This window comes from Sphingomonas dokdonensis (assembly GCF_002197685.1).
GTDB classification, from domain to species: domain Bacteria; phylum Pseudomonadota; class Alphaproteobacteria; order Sphingomonadales; family Sphingomonadaceae; genus Sphingomonas; species Sphingomonas dokdonensis.
In genome coordinates this window covers 18,221-35,166 of sequence record NZ_NBBI01000004.1, presented here as the reverse complement: position 1 = coordinate 35,166, position 16,946 = coordinate 18,221, and the positions used below count along the sequence as shown (strand labels likewise).

Sequence of the window (16,946 nt, the reverse complement as noted above, 5' to 3'; positions counted from 1 at the left end):
TCTTCTGGTACTGCGGCTCGTCAAGGCGTCAGTGGGTTAGATCGCCCGGTCCGATGTAACGAAGCTCTACGTCGTCGAACCAACCGACCGTGGCAACCGTCACGCCTCGCCGCACGGGGTTGAGCGGCGTCTTAAGCTTACCCAGCAACTGGTAATCGGCGCCACAGACTAATGTCTCGCCCTTATGATGCATGAGCCGCAGCGGAACGCCGATGGACGGCGGTTGACCTTTCCATTTCACGTCCATCTCGACCTCGGTCGCGCTCCAGGTGCGACCTTGCTGCGGCGTCAGGCTCTCGATGAATTGCACCCATAACGTGTGCGTTGCTGATGTTGGCCACTCGGGGTCATTCCGGCGGCTCGCCACCTGATCGCTGCGCAGCCATGCCCGTAGGTCGGACATGCTGCCAAACTCAGCGCCGGTTTCGGTGACGGCATGGATGGCGGCTAGACGCGAGCTGAACCCCGCGCGCATCAGCATCGCCGCCGAAATGTTCAGTGAGCCCGCTTCCACTGCGGATACCGCCACCCCAAGCTCGACGTCCTCCATCGAGAAGCCACCCTCGAGGGTATCATTATGCGCCAGCCCTCGAACCCGTACCGCCTCCATCGCCCAGGGCAGCTTGTAGACGAGCGCCTGCTCGACGAACTTCAACACTTCGTCCTCCCGGCCAGCTGCCAGCCCAGCCAGAGCCTTGCCTTCAAGCCACAGGCGCAAGATCGCCTTCCAGTTAGCGGGGAGGCTGTCGGGGGTGAACGGTGCAATGCCGAACACGCATTCGGCGAAGCGGGTGATTGACGTGATCGCCACCTCAGCATCGGCCAGGAGAATGGCGCCGTTGGCCTGTGTCAGTAGCTCATTCAGCTCTGGCGCTGCTGCATCGAGCGCTTCACCGGTTTCCAGACCGACGCCGGCCAGAAAATAGCCTCGCCGCTGCACGTCGGAGGTGCGCCGCCAGATGAACCTCGCCCGTGCGGCGAGACCGGACTTGAGCAGCTGCTGGACCAGATCGGTCCGGTGACGAAGCCGACGCGTCCACAATGAGCAGGTCAGCACCTCGTCGAGCATGACCTCGATCTGATCGTCGGCCACATCCTGCTCGCCCAGCATGCTGAGCAGCGCCGTATCGAGCGTGGTCAGGTAATTTGCCCACCGCACCTCCTCCTGCGCACGGACGTCCGGGCCCTCCGTATTCAACACCGGGAAGTCCCAAACCGTTGTACCCGCCAGATACTCTTTGGCCGCACTTAGCGACTTCACGCCCGCCTTCGTGACGATGCGTTGCATCAGAAACAGGAGGAGGCGGACCAAACCGCTTTCCATCTCCTTGCCCTTGGCGCTAGCCACCATCGCTGCCCAATCGGCGCGTCGCGTCGACAGCCTGTCGAACATGGGCATGAGCACCAGGCCCTCGACGTCAACATAGGCGCGCCCGGCTCGACCCACGACGTTGCGGAACTCGGCGATGTCGATAGGGTCGCTGCCGCGCTTGAGACCGTAAAAAATTAGGGTAGTGGCAGACAGGTTGAGCCCTTGAGCAAGGGTCGGCGACGACACAGTGACGCGCAAGATGCCTTCCCGCAGCAGCCGCTCGACCTCTTTGCGGTAGGGAGTAGGCAACGCGCCGTGATGGATCGCGACGCCAAGGCGCAAGCAGGCGAGCACCGGGCTGTCAGCGCCAAGCCATTCGCTGCCGATCGCAATCGCGTTGTCGAGGACGGCGGGGTCGTGTTCGAGCACCGGGGCCAGCGCACCCCGGCCCGCGAGATCCACAATCGTCCTGGCGAAGGGCTCGACGTTTCGCCGCTGTGGGCAGAAGATCAGAACTGAATGCCGGTCGGCCACCAACGCCCACGCCGTGGCAATGCATAGTTCGCGCTGATCGCCGGGGAACAGCTTGGAGCGGCGTCCCTTGGGGAGCGTCCCGGTAAGGAAGCGGGGCACAAACGGCTTCTCGGCCCCTACCGAGATTTCCAGCTTGGCATGGTCGCCGCGCCATTCGACCTCGCCATAGCGCAGCCGGGTCGGGCGCCAGTCCAGCTTGATAAGACCGTCATCCTGATCGCCGGTCAGCCAAGCGGTAAAGTCCTCGAGTTGATCACCGTCGGGGAGGATGGCTGACAGGCAGACGATGCGCCGATCCTTGGCGTCGCTTCGCCGGAGCAGCCGCTGTATCTGGACCTCGTAGCGGACCTCGCGCTCGGTCAACCCGATCATATGGCCTTCATCGAGCACCACCAAGCCGACGGTGTCGAGCAACCCGGGGTCGTTGCGGAGAGCGAAGTCCAGCTTCTCCGGGGTTGCGACGATGATGTCGCTATCGCGCAGGAAGTCCTCGTCTACCTCACTGACGCCGATCGCCCCGTACAGGCTGGAAACCGTCTTGCCGAGCGGCTGAAAGCTACGCTGAAGCGTCACCTCCGTCTGCGCCGACAGCGCGCGCAACGGCGTCACGAACACCACGCGGCGTCCGGCCGCGAGGCAGGCAAGGATGCACAACTCGGCCACACGCGTCTTGCCGGCGCTAGTCGGCAGCGATACCACCATGTTGTCCTTGAGGTCCAGCGCGCGCGTCGCCGCATCGACCTGCGAGGGCCAGAGATCGATTTCGGCACGGCCGCGGCGGAACAGCGAGGCGATGAACAGCTCTCGGTACGCGGTCCAGTCCTCCGCCACGCCATTGAGCGGCTGCATGGGTAGCCGGGCATGGAAGCTCGATGACCACAGATCGCCGAGCAGATAGATAGTCAGGCGGTGACACCACCAGCTCGGGACCACATTGAGCTCTGCCGCCGAACTCAGACCTACCTTTAGCTGCTCGACCGCAGCGTCGATCAACGCGGCCTCGCCGCGCTCGAAAGCCAGCAGTGCCATGCCAAGCGCGCCCATGTAGTTGTCAGCCAGCGCTTGATCGACCACCTGCAACAGCGGCGCGGGCATCTCCTTGTCTCTCTCATCAGTGGCCGCATCGCTTCCAATGGCGGGCGTTAGCCGGGCGATCATCGCGTCCTCGGATCCAGCGACACCAAGGCGGTGATCGCGGACGAGGGTCTCGAGGATATCGAGATCACGCAGCATCAGAAGCGCCAGCGCGCGTTCGGGTACGCTGAGGTTCGCCTCGTTCAAACCTTCGTGGAGGAGGGAGAACGCGCGAGCGGCATAGCGGGCGAGATGGTAGCACGCGCCTGCCATAAGCCGATGGAAGTCGCGCTCTACGCTGGGCGGACCTCGCAAGGTAACCGCCTCGATCGCAGATGCGGCGTGCTCGAAGGCATTGCGCGCAGCCTCGCCTTCGCTGCCTTGGTCGAGCAGGCGCAGGCCTTGGGTCATCAGCGAATAAGCGTAACTCAGCAGGTCATAGGTCAGCAGCGCAGAGAACGACGGTGCCTCGGCAGGCAACTCACCATTGCGCCACACCATGGCGCGCGCCTGCCCCTTAGCCAGCAGGCCGTTGCGAAAGCCAGGTGCGGTCGCCGCCTCGATTAGTTGCGCGATCGCCTCAGGGCTTGTTGCCATCGCCGATCACTTTCTCGAAGACCTGCTTGATGAAGGCTTGGTGGGTGGACACCCGAAGGCCGACTGCGACCTGATGCACCTTGCCGGTGTAGGCGTTGAGGTTAGCAGTCAGCAGTTTGCTCGGATTGCTGCCCGTGAACGTGAACAGCAGATGCGAAAGTTGATCGAGCTTGATGCGAGTTTGGAGCTGGTACTGGTCAACGACCGCGGCAAGTGCCGTGTCGCCGGTCTCGAACAGCCGGTCGGCGACGAACGCCAGCGCGTGCGGCGTCGGACGCCCATGGGTCGCGTTCAATGCCGCACGCGCCTCGTCGATTGTCGCCGAGCCGAGCGTCGCGCGGCTTTTCACCTCTCCCTTGAGGAACTTGACAGTCAATTTGGTATCGAGCCGGATGCCGAGGATATCGTCGCCGCGCATCGCCATCTCGCGGTGATCGGCCCACCGAAGTTTGAACACGCCGACTTTGTAGCCGGTGTAATCGGTAACGAAGCTCGTCGCTAGGATCTCACCTAGATCGCCGGAGCGCGACCGTGCGCCTTCGGGAAGCTTGGTCCGGACATACTCGGCAACAGCGGGCTTGCCGAGGCGTTGCAGGATGTCCGCGACGCGATCGGGAGCGGCGTAATGACTGGGGACGACCGCAGCGACCGAGGTGACGGCGTGCGCCAGCTTGGCAGCATCGGCTTCCAGGTAGACGAGCTGGTGCGTCTTCACCTTTGTCCGCGTGTCACCGCACCAGGTCTTGATATCAGCCACTAATCCTCACCGCTGTTTATCTCCTCTTGCTTGCTGCTTAACGTCATCTAGCCTGAGAATTTAAGTCGTGGTTTTCGACCTTTCCGATCAATGCTCATTCCGACAGATTCACGCTTTGTTGCCCTACCGCATATCAAGGGCTTACGCCGTTTGTCGGAACGCCGCTTGACCTTTTCCATGATGTAACCGGCAGCGTCTTCGAGCGCCAGCACGGGGCAAGAAACACAAGGTGCGATGGACGAAGTCGGGAGCTCGGCCGCGGAGGGCGAGCGCACAGCGCTCGATTAACAGTCGAGCGGAAAGACCCACTTCTCAACGCGCGCTATCACATATTCACGATCTACCCCCGCACGGTATCCTGCCGTGTTCCTGATTCTGTCATAAAAGCCGCCGGTTAGCCCTGAGCGGTCGAATACGTCGAAAGCTGCGTAGAACATAGGCGGAACATCGCTTATGTAAGCGGCCCAGGATTCGACGGAGCCGCCGATGATCATCCACCATCCTCGTGAACGCCTGCGCGCGCTATCCAAGCAGTTCCGCACTGGCCTTGGCGATCTGTCCGACATGATCGGACGTCCGCGATCGTACCTCGGGCGCTATGTGCGCGAGGGCAGGCCGGAGCGGCTCGAAGCCCCCGACCGGGAGACGCTTTGCCGCTTCTTCGGCGTGTCAGAAGCCGAGCTCGGCGGTACCGATCCACGCTGGGCCAAGTTCAAGGTGGCGAAGTGAAGGCAGGCCGAGCGGCTGCGCTCGCGTGATCAGGGTGGCACCCTCATCAACGACAATTCGATCTGCCGCGCGTCGACTGCCCGCCACTTGCTCCTCACCCGATAACGAGAGAGACTGAGGGCATGACACCGGAGGAAATAGCATCGCTGTCCGTTCAGGTGACCAGTTGGGATCAGCACGAGGTCGACCAGCTAGAAGGCGCAGCCGCGGTCAAATACGCCGGCGACCACGAGCGGGCTGTCCGGCGGCTATATCGAGCGATGCAGTTCTCGCTCCCGTTCTCCCTTCGGCGCAGGGCCATTCGGCAAATCATCATCGACGCGGCCTCCAAGACCGATGCGATCCGCCGACGCGGCAAGCAGATCGCCGATCGGCGCCAGAAGCTGAAATTGTGAAGATCATCGATCACCGCTTCATTGCCGGCTTTATGTTGATGCTGGCTTTGATGAGCTTCGGGGTCTTGGCGGCGAGCTAAATCCGCGGTTCGGCTGGAACCGCGTAACCGCGCTTCAACAGCGCTCGAACAATGTCTGCATAGTAGCCGGCGGGGCTTTCCCCCAACGTGGGGTCGGGGTCGGAATACCTGACCCAGAACTCCGTCAGTAGCGCTTTGTCTTGCAAGAACGGGTGTACCGCCCGTAGCGCGAGGCGAACAGCCTCGACGGGAAGGCCACGGCGCGAGCCGGAATCGGAGGCTGCCCGGAGCAATATCAGCGCGAGCTCGATCGTGATCATCGTTGCGCGACGGCGACGCAGCTCCGGCAAGCCGTTCGCGAACGCCTCTATCTCCACCTTCACATTTCGACTGGTGCAATAGCAACAGATCGCCGAGGTGCAGAAAGCTGGCCAATCGCACGTCTCCCGCGCGATGTGTCGCATCAGGATCAACTCTTCGCGATCGATCAACTGGCGTCGCTTGCAAGCTCGGCAGGTAAGACGCACCGCGCCTTCGACTTTCCGGAGATCGTACAGGGTCTTTGGCGGGCCAACCATCGGCCGCTCGTAGCGGAACATAGATGGAACGTAAGATCTGGAGATGTTGGACGAACCGGGGCATGGGCGCGCGATTCGCACGGCTTGCTCAATCTTCGGATCAGATCGATATTGGGCGAGTCGCGATCCCCTTCTGCTTCCACTCATTCTTTTGGAGGCGGTGATTGACGCCGAGATCGCCTTGACCACCATGGTGAGACGGCTGCCGATCTTGATTGTCGCAGCACCCGCGCAAGCTTCGCTGACGACGTCACATAAGACTTCGGTCAGCGAAATTAACCATATAGATGATTGGTTCAATTCGGATAATCATATCTCCAAAAGCGATTCTGGGGCGGGTCGATGTATTTGGGGAAGGGGTTAGAGGCGCTGACGGCGCGGGAGCGCGAGTCACTGCACGCGTTCTTCAGTCATGGTCATAGAGGTGCCGCAGCGAAGCACCTGGGCATCAGCGAGAACACTTTGAAGACCCATCTTGGGTCCGCGCGCCGCAAGACGGCGATGTCCGACCAACAACTACTGGAGCTTCTCTTTCCGGACTACACCGGGCCTCATCCGAAGCGGGTTAGTCCGCAAAGGGTGATGGAGGATATCCCCGAGCAACCGCCAATGTTGGATCACCCGGCGGATACACCGTTGGTAGCAGCGATGGCTGAGGACAAGCCTGCGTTGCCGAGAAGAGGTCCTTTCAAGGATGGTCGAAATGACCTGAGTTTAACTATGCGCCTCTTGGCCATCGCGGCCATGATGTTGGCGATCACCGCGACTTACGTGCTCACCTTCGCCATGCTGGACGGTGTTCAACGCGTCGCGGACCAAGTGAATCCACTTCTTCAACAGTGATCCGGAGCTCGGCTCCGGTGACGGAGCTTGCTCATGCCAAATACACGCCATCAGGTAGCCGCTGACGTTGCGACGGCATTTTTGCCTGCCAAACTTCAGACAATCCGAACTGCGGCAACCTGCTACGAAGCGCTTTCAGTGATGCTGGAAGCCCGCGCCACGGCGCGCATGCCAGAAGCAAACTTTGGCTCCGACATCTTGGAACGTATGCGGCGGACCGCCGACGCAGCCTTCACCGCCCAGCAAGAGGCCCACGAGGTTCATGCCCTGCTGGCGCCTATTCGTGAGGAGTGGCGGATCGCGCCTGGTGCTTACGGTCCAAACGACAGTCCGGAGAAGAAGCTTTTCTCGCCTGCTGGCCGTCAGACGGAACCTGCGTGAGCGGTTGACCGCCTAACTAAGCTGCGCGATCCACCAAACATGCCTTGGTGGGTCGCCCCGTTCTTCTTGCTTGCGATCGTGCTTTTGCCTGCTGCGCTTCGATGGGGCGGGTGGCCAGAGCAGGTAATTGCAGCGGGTAATCTCGCCGGCGCGGTGCTGACGCGACTTGCGCAGCCGCCCGGCGCGAATTTCGATGAGGTCGTATGGTCCATCCTGCTGATCGACTGGGCTGTGTTCCTGACGTTACTGTTCGTCGCTCTACGCTCCGATCGCTGGTGGCCGATGCTTGCGACCGCGCTGCTCGCGCCATCTCTGTTCGCTCACATAGCGCGGGCGCTGAATCCCGCATTGGAAAGCAACGGTTACGCGCTCGCGGGCATGACAGCATACCTTATCCCACCCGTGCTGATTGCCGGAATTTACCGGCAGTGGCGTCGGTTCTCGGCGCCGGTGCCGCACTGAGTGACTGCCCGTTCGACGGCAATGCTGTCACGGTCCTCGCCTCATTACTCCGCGGGTGCGAGCCAGATCCCGACCGTGCCGCCGCTGCTCTTTTGACAGAGTTTGGGTGTCTTGGAGCCACCCTAAAGGGCAGCTCCTCACGGATGCGCCGGGTTGCAGGTTCAGATGCGCTGAACCTGCTTCGACGAGTGGATGCCGCCCTGGGCCATGTTCTTATCGAACGCGTGCAGCGAAAGCCGGCCGTTGGCGAGTGGGAATCTCTTATCGCCTATTTGCGTGTGCAGATGCAGCACCGACCGACAGAACAAGTGCGGGTGCTACATCTCAATGCTCGGAAGGTGCTTATCAAAGACGAGATCTTCTCCGAAGGCACAGTCAACCAAGCGACGGTTCACGTGCGCGAGCTTGTGGCTCGGTGTCTCGAGCTTGGTACGTCAGCGATCATACTGGCCCACAACCACCCTTCCGGGGATCCGACACCCAGTCGTGCAGACATCGCTTTAACCCAGCAAGTAATAGACGCTGCTCGTCACTTCGATATACAGGTGCACGATCACCTGATTATCGGTTTGGGAGAGCATGTCAGCCTTCGCTCCAGAGGGCTAATGTGATTGCGCTCTGCTAAAGGGACTAGCCGTCGACCCGCATTAGCTGAGCGGGGAAGGGCGCCACCAGCTCCATCGCATCTTCGATTGGCGCCGATAGCCACCGCTCCTCATCCTCATTGTGCAGCAGCACCGGCATAGCTTTCGGATGGATCGGCGCCACCAGCGAGTTCGGCTCGGTGGTCAGGAAGGCGAACACGGCGCCGCCCTCGGCCGGGCGCCAGATCCCGGCGAAGCTGACGATCGACCGGCTGGGCACATCGAACCAGTGGAGCGGCAGCTTGCCGTCTTCACTGCGGATTTGTCCGTACTCGCTGAACGCCGTAAAAGGCACCAGGCAACGGCGCTCCGGATTCGCAAGCGCGCTCTTCCAGAACGGTGATGTGTAGTTCCGGACGTTGGTCACCTTCCTGTCGAGCAGCACCGGCTTGCCCGTCGCTTTGTCGATCCGCTTGCCAGGCACCTTGTGAGGGAAGCCCCACGACATCGTGTCTAGGATGCGTGCGCCGCCTTGATCGCGCACGACATAGGCCAGCTTGTCGGGGAACAGCTCGGGCGGCGGGATCGTTAGATCCTCAGGATAGGGCGAGACGATGCCGTAACGGGCGGCAAGGTCGGATTCCTTCGCAGTCATGCGGTAACGGTTGCAGATGGTCACTCTCCCAGCTGGCCGGGAAGAGCCTAGCGGGGCTCCTTCGGCTGCGCCACCAGGTCCACGATCGCGCGGCCGGCCGCAGCTCCCCGTCTGCCGAGATCGATGAGCGCCGGAACGGCAATGATCAGCTTCAGGATCAGCCGAGCGTTGAGCCTCATCCCTTCACCTCACCATTCGTGAACCGCTCCAGCGCGGCAAAGTCTGACCGATAAAGGGCTGCCTCTGCATTGCGCCGTCGGACCAAGCCGTTTGACACCTTGCCCCGGGCGCGAACCCAGCCGCCAAAAGCGCCTGACGTCGGCCGGTCACCACCGACGCCGCCGGCGCCGACATAGTTGCCGGCCCGGTGCAGGCGGAGAACCTCAGACTGGCGAAATCCTTTCTGCAGCCCATTGCGCCAGGCGCGCGGTCCCATGCCGATGTTGTAGGCGAGGGCGACCATGGCTCCGAACTGCGCGGGCGACGTCTCGGCAGCGCCCGCCACGCTCAGCTCCGCGCGGACCGGCGCGCCGAAGTCGCGTTCCAGGATTGCGGCGAATAGGTCGTCTGCCTGCTGTTGGGTGATGCGGTCACCCATGCGAACCGGCCGCCCATCCAGATAATAGGTGTTGCCCCATCCGATCGTCGGCACGTTGGCCGGGCACCGATAGGCAGCCAGCCTGCAGGTTTCGAAGTGATGCATGAGGGCGCGCGCGATCGGCCCCACCCGAAGTTCGGCTGTCATGTCGATTTTCCTTGTTCTGGTGGAGAAGCGCAGAGATGATGCGGATGCGAGCAGGGCTTTCAGCCTCATGCTCCCCCACTGGGCGTCCCGATTCTTCCCCAAGATCGCTTCTTCCCTTTGAAGCAACGGGGCGCCCACTTTCAGATTTGCCGCGATTTGCCTGTGTGCGCCGACCGCGCACCTGCGCCGGCCCTGTGAAGAGGCTCACAGAGCCAAGTCGTTGCCTCTACTTTTGATTGTGACGAGGAAAGGCGCGAAGCCCGGCGCTAGCCCGCTGCCGGCTCCGCAAGCGTCTTGCGCCCCGAGGGAGCGGAGCGCGCGACGCTTGCGTCCGCCGACACTCAGTTCTGTGGCGGCTGTCCGCCAGTCACCCGCTGCACATACGCGAGCGCCAGGGTGATGATGCCGGCGCCGAGCGCGCCAAACCCCGTGCCGTAAAGCAAGGCGACGTCAGGGCTCGGCCGCATCCGAACGATCGCGCCCGCGGCGAACATCAGCGACAGCACGCTTACGGGGAGATCGAGCGTCCAGCGGTGCGCCTTCCGATCGCGCTGCACGACGTAGAAGCGCACGGCGATGCACGCGCAGATCGCGGCAATCATGCTGCCCGCCTCGAACGGATAGCCGAGAACATGCCAGATGACCGGTTGAGACGTTGCCACCGTGGCCCCCTTGTCTGCGGCGATCGCAGCCGCGGCGACGGGCAGCAGGGCGCCCGCCGTTGCCCCCACGCGCCAGATCACCGCGTCGACACCACGCCGATGGCGGCGACGAAGCATAGCCCGCCGACCGCCAGCATCCGCTTCACCGTCGGCCATGCCTGCCACATCCGAAGCGGCAGCGGTTCCTTGCGCAGCTGCGTGAACACACCCGGCATGCTCATCACGTAGAGGCCGAGCCCACCCAGACCGAAGCAGGCGGCGAACGGGTCGACCAGGCGCTTGATCAGCAGGAACCGCGCCGTGGCGTCCGCCTCCCGCGGGTTCCAACCCCACAGCGAAAGCGCCTCCGCGCCGCACCGCAAAGTGATGCCGCTGGCGAACAGCAGGCCGATCACCCGGAAGATGCGCGCGGGTGCCCAGCCGACATCCTGCCGCCGGCGCTTTCGCGCGTCGGTGAGCAGCATGCCGATTACCATCAAGCCTGCAACGCAACCGAATGTCATCACGCCCATGTTGAGTGCGACCAGCCAGCCATGGCCGTCGAAGGATGGGGGCGCGACGGTGCCCGGCCCAGACGCTACCGCCTGAGCCGCAAGGCTTGTCTCGTTCATAGAAGTCTCCGCTTCAGGAAGTCATCAGAGGGAGAGGTGAGGCAGGAGCCGCGTGACGGTGCCGCCGGCGACGCCGAACGACAGAACGTCGACCGGAACCTTTGCGGCGCCAGGCACATGGCCCAGCGTCATCGATACTTCCTCCGAAACTGCGTAAATGAGGGGTCAAGTCTCGCTGAGAGGTCAGCGCACTAAGATCAGCTCCACTCGGCTGAGACCGTAACCGCCCGGGTAGAGCCGATGGCGTTCGCGATTGTCAGATCGAACGTGCTGCCGTCAGCTGCGATCGTTGGAAAATCGAGGCGAAAGGTTGCTGCCGCGGCGATGCGGATCGAACCTGCTGTGCCGATCTCTTGACCCGCCGCCGAGAAGCCGAGGGTTGCGTTGCCGCCGAAGCGCCGCAGCACGGCACGGAAGGTAGCTTGGTAAGTGAGCCCGGCCGTCGGCTCGATGATCGTCATGATCAGCGTCCGCGGCACGGCGCTGTTGGCCGCCACCGGCTGCTGCGTCATCGACAGCGTGCCCGTGGTCCCATCCTGAACGACGACCGACCTCGACGACTGAAAGGTTCGCCCTCCGGACTCGTTCAGCCCGGCGCCTGACACCTCACCGACAAGTCCGGTGTTGAACTTCTGGATATACATTCCGCCAGGGGACGATCCGGACGCCTTGAACAGAATGTTTTGCGCGTTGATCGAGCCGTTGGCCCACGAATTGCCGACAAGAACGATATTTGAAAGCGCGGCACCCTGAAGCTTTATGACAAAGTCCGGCGCGTCTAGCCCGCCGCCGCCGTCGTCAAAGCCGTGCTGAGCCGTTGTCGCCGTGATAATGACATCCGAAGTCGCCGCGTCGAGAACGACATGCGCGCTCTTGCCGGTCATGCCCGAGGCCAGGTGGCCATTACGTGTATAATTGCCGCCTACGACATCGATCTTCTGCGCGTTGACGAATAACAGGCCGCCCTCACCCATCCGATCGACCTGAAGACCGATGCATGACAGGTTTCCAACCTTCTGCGTCGCAGAGGCCCCGATCGCCGCAATCGCAAACTTCAATCCATGTTCAATCCGAGGGTTGACCATCCGGTTTCGCTCGGCGCCGAAGTCGAAGATGAACGCGTGCTCGCGACAGACCGCAAACTCGCCGTCAATCACCGTGCTGTCGATCGGATTGACCATGATCGAGTTGCACTCGTGGCCGACGCAGTTCCAGAGTTTCCGCGTGTTCGAATAGCCCGCGCGGTCACCGACGCCGATGTTCAGGTAACGCATCGTGACATCGCGGGCCGTAACTCGGTCTCCTCCGCTTGCGATGCCATTCACATTGCGGTTGTCGGTTGGAGACCAATATCCGTTGATGCCGATACCTTGGATCAGGACGCCTTTGGCGCCTGGCGCCAGACGAAAGGCGGCATCGAATGCCTCTTTTGATCCGTTCTGCTTCACCTTCACGAACGGCCGAGTGTCGAGGCCGAGGTATGACAGACCACCGAAGCCGAGAACCGTATCGCCACTGTTCAATTCAAGATTGTCGAAAAGGACGGACTTTCCGGGACCGCGGCTCTCCAGCAGCAATGGTTGGCCAGTCTTGAGCAGATCGGCCGCCGCCTGCGTGTCGTCCTGCCCGTTGCCCCAGTTCCGATATGCGTCGCGCAGCCGCATGAACGGCAAGTCCTCGACCCTCACCCAAACTGCCGCATCATTCGCAGCTGAGAGGCAGCGCCACACCGCGCCTGTGGCAGTGTTCCGCCACCAACTGCCCGCCGTATAGAGAAGAGTGGCGTCGTCCGACGTAAGCGGATCTCGCGCCTGAAGGTAACTATTCTTCGACGGTAGATCTGCCGGCGAGTACATCGCCAGCTTTGGCGCACGAACGAGCGCGTCGTCACCGTAATGGGCCGCCATGATCGCCGCAGCGATGGCGGCCGCTACGCCCGCCGACACTTCCGGTCTACCCGCCAGCGCTGCCGCGACCGCGCTGTCTTTCGCTGCTTTCAAGTTCTCGCGGCCGATCGCCTGGCTGCTGTCGTCGTTTGCCTGATGAACATCGAGGCGCAGGCGCTGATCAAGAGCCGCGCCGGTAAGTGCAAGGATTGCGGCCGACTGCAGGTCAGTTGCCGCCTTCATCGCCTTCGGCGTCACGGCCTTATTGGTGCTGGTGCCGGCGACGGCTTCCGCCTCGCTTGCTGCGCTGACCCGTACCAGCGGAGTGCCCCCTAAAGTGCCGGCAGTAGTGACCAAACCGTCTCCCTGGATCGACGTCCCGGACAGCTCAGTCGCTAAACCGCGAAGGTAGGCATCCTCGGCTTCCTCCGTGGGCTCAGAGATGCGACCTGCGAGAAAGCGCGCTTCGTAGGAAGCGAGCCCTCGACGACCCGTGCCGATCGCGCGAATTTTGCGGTTGCCCGTTGCGGCTTCACTCTCATCGTGCTCGATGATGAGCAGCCCGCCATCGGTGAAGACTGGCGTTTCCGCCGGTGGATTGTACCCTGTGACCGATCCGATCTTCAGCTCGCCGCCGACGTGTGGCTTGTAAGCTCCGTTTGCCAGCACCTCGGCAACCTGCCACCGCAGACCGACCATTCCCGCCAGTTGCGGCGCCGTGTTCGCTGGCAATCGCATGGCATGGTAGACCCCGTCCCGATCCGCTTCTCGCTCACTGAGCGCGATCGCGAAATCGACCGGCAGCCCAAGCCGCGTACCAATTCCGGGGCCGGTGATGATAAATGCATAGCTCTCGCCCAGCATGTCACTCGCTGATCCGTCGGGCAGCAGCCAACGATAGCCGACGGCAAGTTCGTCAAGCGCAAGCGCCTCGAGAACACGGCTGTTCCAATAGAGGGTCAGCACGCGCGTGCCTCCGCGCCCGCGATCAGCAGGTTTCGCATCATCGGTCCTTTCAGGTGATCGGGGCGGAAGGTGTCAGGCGTTGAGCCGCGCGACCCAGCAATCGATGCTGTAGCTGGTGAGCACGGTGATCGCCGGCACGGTGAGGTCGACGGTCAGCTCGCGCGGCTTTGCCGTCGTCACGGCCCACGCCGCCTGCACAATGTAGCCGGTCGGGGGCGGCGCCTTCGGCAAAAGGATGAGCGGCGCGCTGGTTGGCAGGTCAAAGCTGGTGGTGACCACACGACGCCGCACGCCCGCGCTGATCCCGATGATGTTCGTCTCAGCGAGCGTGACGCTGCCGAGGATCGATGCAGCAGCGTCGCCGCGATCGCCCTTGTCGCCCTTCACCGATAGCGAGGCGAGCCACTGCGTCTTCGTCCCGCCATACCCAAGCTCGCGCGCGATCTCGTAGGCGGACAGGCCACTCGTGCCGACCAGAGACGCCAGCCATTGCGTCATTGTGCCGCCGTAGCCCGCCGCGCGCGCCAGCTCGTATGCGCTCTTCCCGTCGAGCCCGCGCAGCGCCGGATCTTTGGTTGGGTCGCTGACGATCTCGAACTCGAGCGCGCGAAAGTCCTTGGTCAGCTTGCCGCGGGACACCATCGCCACCATCGCGCCGGCGCCGGTGGGCTCCACCGTGTCAAATTTGGCGACCATTCGCCCGTTCGGCAGCGCGTAGAACGTCAGGTAAAGCCGCCGCTGAGTTGAGAGCATGCCCATGGCTTACCTCTCCTGCTCATACGGGTTGCGCCCGCCGCCGCCATAACCGCCTGGCGGTGTTGGCGAGACCGGGTAGGTGCCCCCGCCCCCGGCCACCTGCGTGCCCTGCCAGCCGATGAACACGTAGGCGTCAGACGCCATCTTGGCCGTCGCAGGCTGGATGTCGGCAACAAAGGCGCCTGTCGCGATCTCGTAGAACACGCCGTAGAACTCGCCGGCGGTCAGGCCGGTGATCGTCGTGGCTGGCAAGCTGAAGACGCGCGCGTCGTCGATCGTGGCGGTGATGGCGTTGGTGCTGATCGTAGTTTCTGTGCTGCCGGCGATAGCGAACGCTGCACCCTCGTAGGTGGTCATGAAGTGAACCGTGCGGGGCGGCCCAGGCGGCGGGATGTATTCCGGAATGGTCAGGTCTGGCGTAGGAGGCGGCGCTCCCGTCGTGCCGAGCGCAAAGGGGTGCTTGGCGGAATCCTCGCTTCGGCAGGTAAGCGTCACGCCAAAGTTGCCTGCCTCGATCTCGCGTTCGCGAACGATCACCTCTCGGTTGATCAGGCTCGCTTCGGGGATGTCGACCGTCAGGCAGTCTCCGGGTCGATAGCCGAGCGCGTACACCTTGCAAGGCAGGACGATCGGGTCGAGCTCGCGCGCGTTCAAGACGTCATAGAGCGCCAGCTGCACGCCCTGGTCCTCACTTTGCACCAGCGGCAGGATCACCTCTTTGGGGCGCCGTCCGCCGTCGATGGTCACGTAATTAGGGATCGAGACTGCTTCGAGCGGCACCATTTCCCAGCCGTGGCTTTCCAGCCGCACGCGAGGGATCACGGTGTTGCGGCGCTGCCGGCGCGATGCCGAACCCGGCGCGTCGACGGTGCCGGTGATGTCCTTCGAGGTGATCAGACCGATCGACACGCGCGGCGCGCTGAAGGTGCAGGACAGCAGCGCGCCCACCGGCATCACCTCGCCGCCGCCGGCCTGCGCGATCATCTTGAGCACATCCCAGCTGTCGTCGTCTGCGGTGTAGACCACCCCGCCGACTTTCCAGTTGTTCACCTCGCAGGTGTTCGCCCATTCCACGAAAGGCGCGACATCGATGCCGGTGATCGGCAGACCGCCACCGGCGATCAGGATGCCGTTCTGAATGCGACCGTAAGCCCAGGTAAGCGCATGCAGCGCCGGGTTCTCCGACCAGACGTAGGTTGCCTCGTTGCCGATCCGGCAAGCGCCAGAACCGCCCGGGTAGGTGCTGTCCTGCCGAGGATCATAAACATAGACGCCTTCCACGACGCGCCCGCGCTGCGGGACGCCGGTGGGGAACTTCTTGCCCTTGTCATCGAACTTGAGCGTCCAAAGGTCGGCTGCCAGACCCGACAGCTTCGATGACGCACTCCAGCCAGGGAAGTCGCCGAGCGGCCCGGCCATTGCCGTGCTTTCCGGGCACGCGCCGAGCTGCTCGTGCAGCCACATGTGATCGGCGTAGGTGCCCGTCGCCGCGCCGCCGCTGAACGTCACCGGCTGCTTTTCGACCTCAAGCGGGCCAAGGCTCTTCACCGGGCCGATGCTGTGGACCGTCACCCAGCTTTCGTATGCGTTCTTGGCGCCGTAATACTGGCGATGGACAACACGGCCGCCAGACATGGTGCGACCCATGATGTATGGGTAGCCGCTCTCCTTGTTGATCGTGAACTTGGTCGGGTTGCCGCCTACGGTGCCGCGGGGTTTGGTCGTTGCAGCGATGACCGACAAACCGCCAGCCACCACAGTGGCGACTTTTCCTACAGCTGCAATCGTGCCCAGCGCCGTTGACGAAAGGCCAAAGGTCGCACCCAAGCCTGCAGCCGCACCAATGCCCGTTGCTACAAGCGCTACAGCGCCTACAACGAAAGCAGCCGTCCGAAGTGCTTTCACATAGACCTCCGGGGAACCTGAATGCGACCGCTGATCCTGCCCGTCTGCGCAATCACCCTCTGTGCAGCCGGTCCTGTCACAAAGTTTGAGGCAAAGGCGCCCGACACTGTTCTTCTTTCCGCCAAAGCGATGGGCGACATAGAACGTTGTCTTATTGACCTTGACGGTTGGCTCGCGCCGCACGTGTACCGTCAACCAGATCGGCCGGACGACGTGACCATGCTCTGGGCAACTAATGAAGGAGTGTCAGTCGGCCGAGTCGACCTGAAGAGGCAAGGCACTGAAACGCATGTGAAAGCTTGGAGATTGGGCAAACAGGTTCGTTCCTGCGTGGCTTGATAAAGCTCTACGGCAGACGTTGCGACTGCAACCCCTTTTCCTCGTACACGCTCTCAGGAATACAGGTAGAGAAACTCTTCAGAGACTTGTCTTCGAAACTACAAGACTCGGAAATATCCTTGCCTAGCTTATTGCACTCTGCCTCGCTCTGAAAG

Annotated in this window: 17 protein-coding genes; 6 read left to right on the top strand and 11 right to left on the bottom strand. The window is 62.6% G+C overall.

Translation table 11 applies throughout. From position 1 onward, the window contains the following. Positions 1-28 precede the first annotated feature (28 nt). Together SPDO_RS10990 and SPDO_RS10985 are read right to left on the bottom strand one after the other, a co-directional pair. The gene (locus SPDO_RS10990; protein ID WP_088367561.1) at positions 29-3,517 is read right to left on the bottom strand and encodes a DEAD/DEAH box helicase; all 3,489 of its coding nucleotides are present in this window, start codon (positions 3,515-3,517) and stop codon (positions 29-31) included. Beyond that, on the bottom strand, positions 3,501-4,274 hold the full coding sequence (locus tag SPDO_RS10985; protein ID WP_245829408.1) for a Hachiman antiphage defense system protein HamA: 774 nt from the start codon (positions 4,272-4,274) through the stop codon (positions 3,501-3,503). Before SPDO_RS10985 ends, SPDO_RS10990 begins: the two co-directional genes overlap by 17 nt. A gap of 486 nt (positions 4,275-4,760) precedes the next feature. Between SPDO_RS10985 and SPDO_RS10980 the strand changes: the two genes are divergently transcribed. Together SPDO_RS10980 and SPDO_RS10975 are read left to right on the top strand one after the other, a co-directional pair. Next, entirely contained in the window at positions 4,761-5,003 is a 243-nt protein-coding gene (locus tag SPDO_RS10980) for a helix-turn-helix domain-containing protein (protein ID WP_088367560.1), read from the top strand. Positions 5,004-5,125: 122 nt separating this feature from the next. Continuing rightward, positions 5,126-5,398 carry a hypothetical protein gene (locus tag SPDO_RS10975; protein ID WP_088367559.1) on the top strand — a complete coding sequence of 91 codons (273 nt, stop codon included), beginning with the start codon at positions 5,126-5,128 and terminating at the stop codon, positions 5,396-5,398. Between the two features lie 76 nt (positions 5,399-5,474). On the opposite strand, the gene SPDO_RS10970 is transcribed toward SPDO_RS10975, so the two are convergent. After that, complete coding sequence (locus SPDO_RS10970) at positions 5,475-6,017, bottom strand: hypothetical protein (protein WP_088367558.1); 543 nt, start codon at positions 6,015-6,017, stop codon at positions 5,475-5,477. A gap of 321 nt (positions 6,018-6,338) precedes the next feature. On the opposite strand from SPDO_RS10970, the gene SPDO_RS10965 reads away from it, so the two are divergent. From SPDO_RS10965 to SPDO_RS10955, 4 genes are read left to right on the top strand one after another with little or no spacing between them, the layout of a single operon-like run. Beyond that, a complete protein-coding gene (locus SPDO_RS10965) occupies positions 6,339-6,839 on the top strand; it encodes a helix-turn-helix domain-containing protein (RefSeq protein WP_088367557.1) in 501 nt (166 codons plus the stop codon). A 33-nt stretch (positions 6,840-6,872) separates the two neighbouring features. Next, entirely contained in the window at positions 6,873-7,220 is a 348-nt protein-coding gene (locus SPDO_RS10960; RefSeq protein ID WP_143559641.1) for a hypothetical protein, read from the top strand. 39 nt (positions 7,221-7,259) lie between these two features. Further along, entirely contained in the window at positions 7,260-7,682 is a 423-nt protein-coding gene (locus SPDO_RS16835) for a hypothetical protein (RefSeq protein ID WP_158212187.1), read from the top strand. Further along, positions 7,649-8,293 (top strand): JAB domain-containing protein, encoded by a 645-nt coding sequence (locus SPDO_RS10955; protein WP_158212186.1) that lies wholly within the window; start codon positions 7,649-7,651, stop codon positions 8,291-8,293. The genes SPDO_RS16835 and SPDO_RS10955 overlap by 34 nt, the downstream gene beginning before the upstream one ends. Before the next feature lie 19 nt (positions 8,294-8,312). Here SPDO_RS10955 and SPDO_RS10950 read toward each other — a convergent pair whose 3' ends face one another. From SPDO_RS10950 to SPDO_RS10920, 8 genes are all read right to left on the bottom strand, one after another. Further along, positions 8,313-8,945, bottom strand: coding sequence for an SOS response-associated peptidase (locus SPDO_RS10950; RefSeq protein WP_281252581.1), 633 nt, complete (start codon positions 8,943-8,945; stop codon positions 8,313-8,315). 23 nt (positions 8,946-8,968) lie between these two features. Beyond that, positions 8,969-9,100, bottom strand: coding sequence for a hypothetical protein (locus tag SPDO_RS17255; RefSeq protein ID WP_281252580.1), 132 nt, complete (start codon positions 9,098-9,100; stop codon positions 8,969-8,971). Then, positions 9,097-9,735: a lysozyme gene (locus SPDO_RS10945; RefSeq protein ID WP_143559640.1), complete on the bottom strand. Its 639-nt coding sequence runs from the start codon at positions 9,733-9,735 to the stop codon at positions 9,097-9,099. Before SPDO_RS10945 ends, SPDO_RS17255 begins: the two co-directional genes overlap by 4 nt. A gap of 272 nt (positions 9,736-10,007) precedes the next feature. Continuing rightward, positions 10,008-10,409, bottom strand: coding sequence for a hypothetical protein (locus tag SPDO_RS10940; protein WP_088367831.1), 402 nt, complete (start codon positions 10,407-10,409; stop codon positions 10,008-10,010). Beyond that, entirely contained in the window at positions 10,406-10,939 is a 534-nt protein-coding gene (locus tag SPDO_RS10935) for a hypothetical protein (RefSeq protein ID WP_088367552.1), read from the bottom strand. The genes SPDO_RS10940 and SPDO_RS10935 overlap by 4 nt, the downstream gene beginning before the upstream one ends. Positions 10,940-11,136: 197 nt before the next feature. Then, positions 11,137-13,791, bottom strand: a complete 2,655-nt coding sequence (locus tag SPDO_RS10930; RefSeq protein ID WP_088367551.1) for a hypothetical protein — start codon at positions 13,789-13,791, stop codon at positions 11,137-11,139. Between the two features lie 72 nt (positions 13,792-13,863). After that, on the bottom strand, positions 13,864-14,550 hold the full coding sequence (locus SPDO_RS10925; RefSeq protein ID WP_143559639.1) for a hypothetical protein: 687 nt from the start codon (positions 14,548-14,550) through the stop codon (positions 13,864-13,866). Between the two features lie 3 nt (positions 14,551-14,553). After that, the gene (locus SPDO_RS10920) at positions 14,554-16,635 is read right to left on the bottom strand and encodes a phage tail protein (protein ID WP_143559638.1); all 2,082 of its coding nucleotides are present in this window, start codon (positions 16,633-16,635) and stop codon (positions 14,554-14,556) included. Between the last annotated feature and the right edge of the window lie 311 nt (positions 16,636-16,946).

Bases quoted from the DNA above. Each gene is read 5' to 3' on its own strand.
- SPDO_RS10945 (WP_143559640.1), bottom strand. From the start codon at position 9,735: ATGAGGCTGAAAGCCCTGCTCGCATCCGCATCATCTCTGCGCTTCTCC.
- SPDO_RS10980 (WP_088367560.1), top strand. From the start codon at position 4,761: ATGATCATCCACCATCCTCGTGAACGCCTGCGCGCGCTATCCAAGCAG.
- SPDO_RS10970 (WP_088367558.1), bottom strand. From the start codon at position 6,017: ATGTTCCGCTACGAGCGGCCGATGGTTGGCCCGCCAAAGACCCTGTAC.
- SPDO_RS10925 (WP_143559639.1), bottom strand. From the start codon at position 14,550: ATGGGCATGCTCTCAACTCAGCGGCGGCTTTACCTGACGTTCTACGCG.
- SPDO_RS10975 (WP_088367559.1), top strand. From the start codon at position 5,126: ATGACACCGGAGGAAATAGCATCGCTGTCCGTTCAGGTGACCAGTTGG.
- SPDO_RS10990 (WP_088367561.1), bottom strand. From the start codon at position 3,517: ATGGCAACAAGCCCTGAGGCGATCGCGCAACTAATCGAGGCGGCGACC.
- SPDO_RS16835 (WP_158212187.1), top strand. From the start codon at position 7,260: ATGCCTTGGTGGGTCGCCCCGTTCTTCTTGCTTGCGATCGTGCTTTTG.
- SPDO_RS10965 (WP_088367557.1), top strand. From the start codon at position 6,339: ATGTATTTGGGGAAGGGGTTAGAGGCGCTGACGGCGCGGGAGCGCGAG.
- SPDO_RS10960 (WP_143559641.1), top strand. From the start codon at position 6,873: ATGCCAAATACACGCCATCAGGTAGCCGCTGACGTTGCGACGGCATTT.
- SPDO_RS17255 (WP_281252580.1), bottom strand. From the start codon at position 9,100: ATGAGGCTCAACGCTCGGCTGATCCTGAAGCTGATCATTGCCGTTCCG.
- SPDO_RS10935 (WP_088367552.1), bottom strand. From the start codon at position 10,939: ATGAACGAGACAAGCCTTGCGGCTCAGGCGGTAGCGTCTGGGCCGGGC.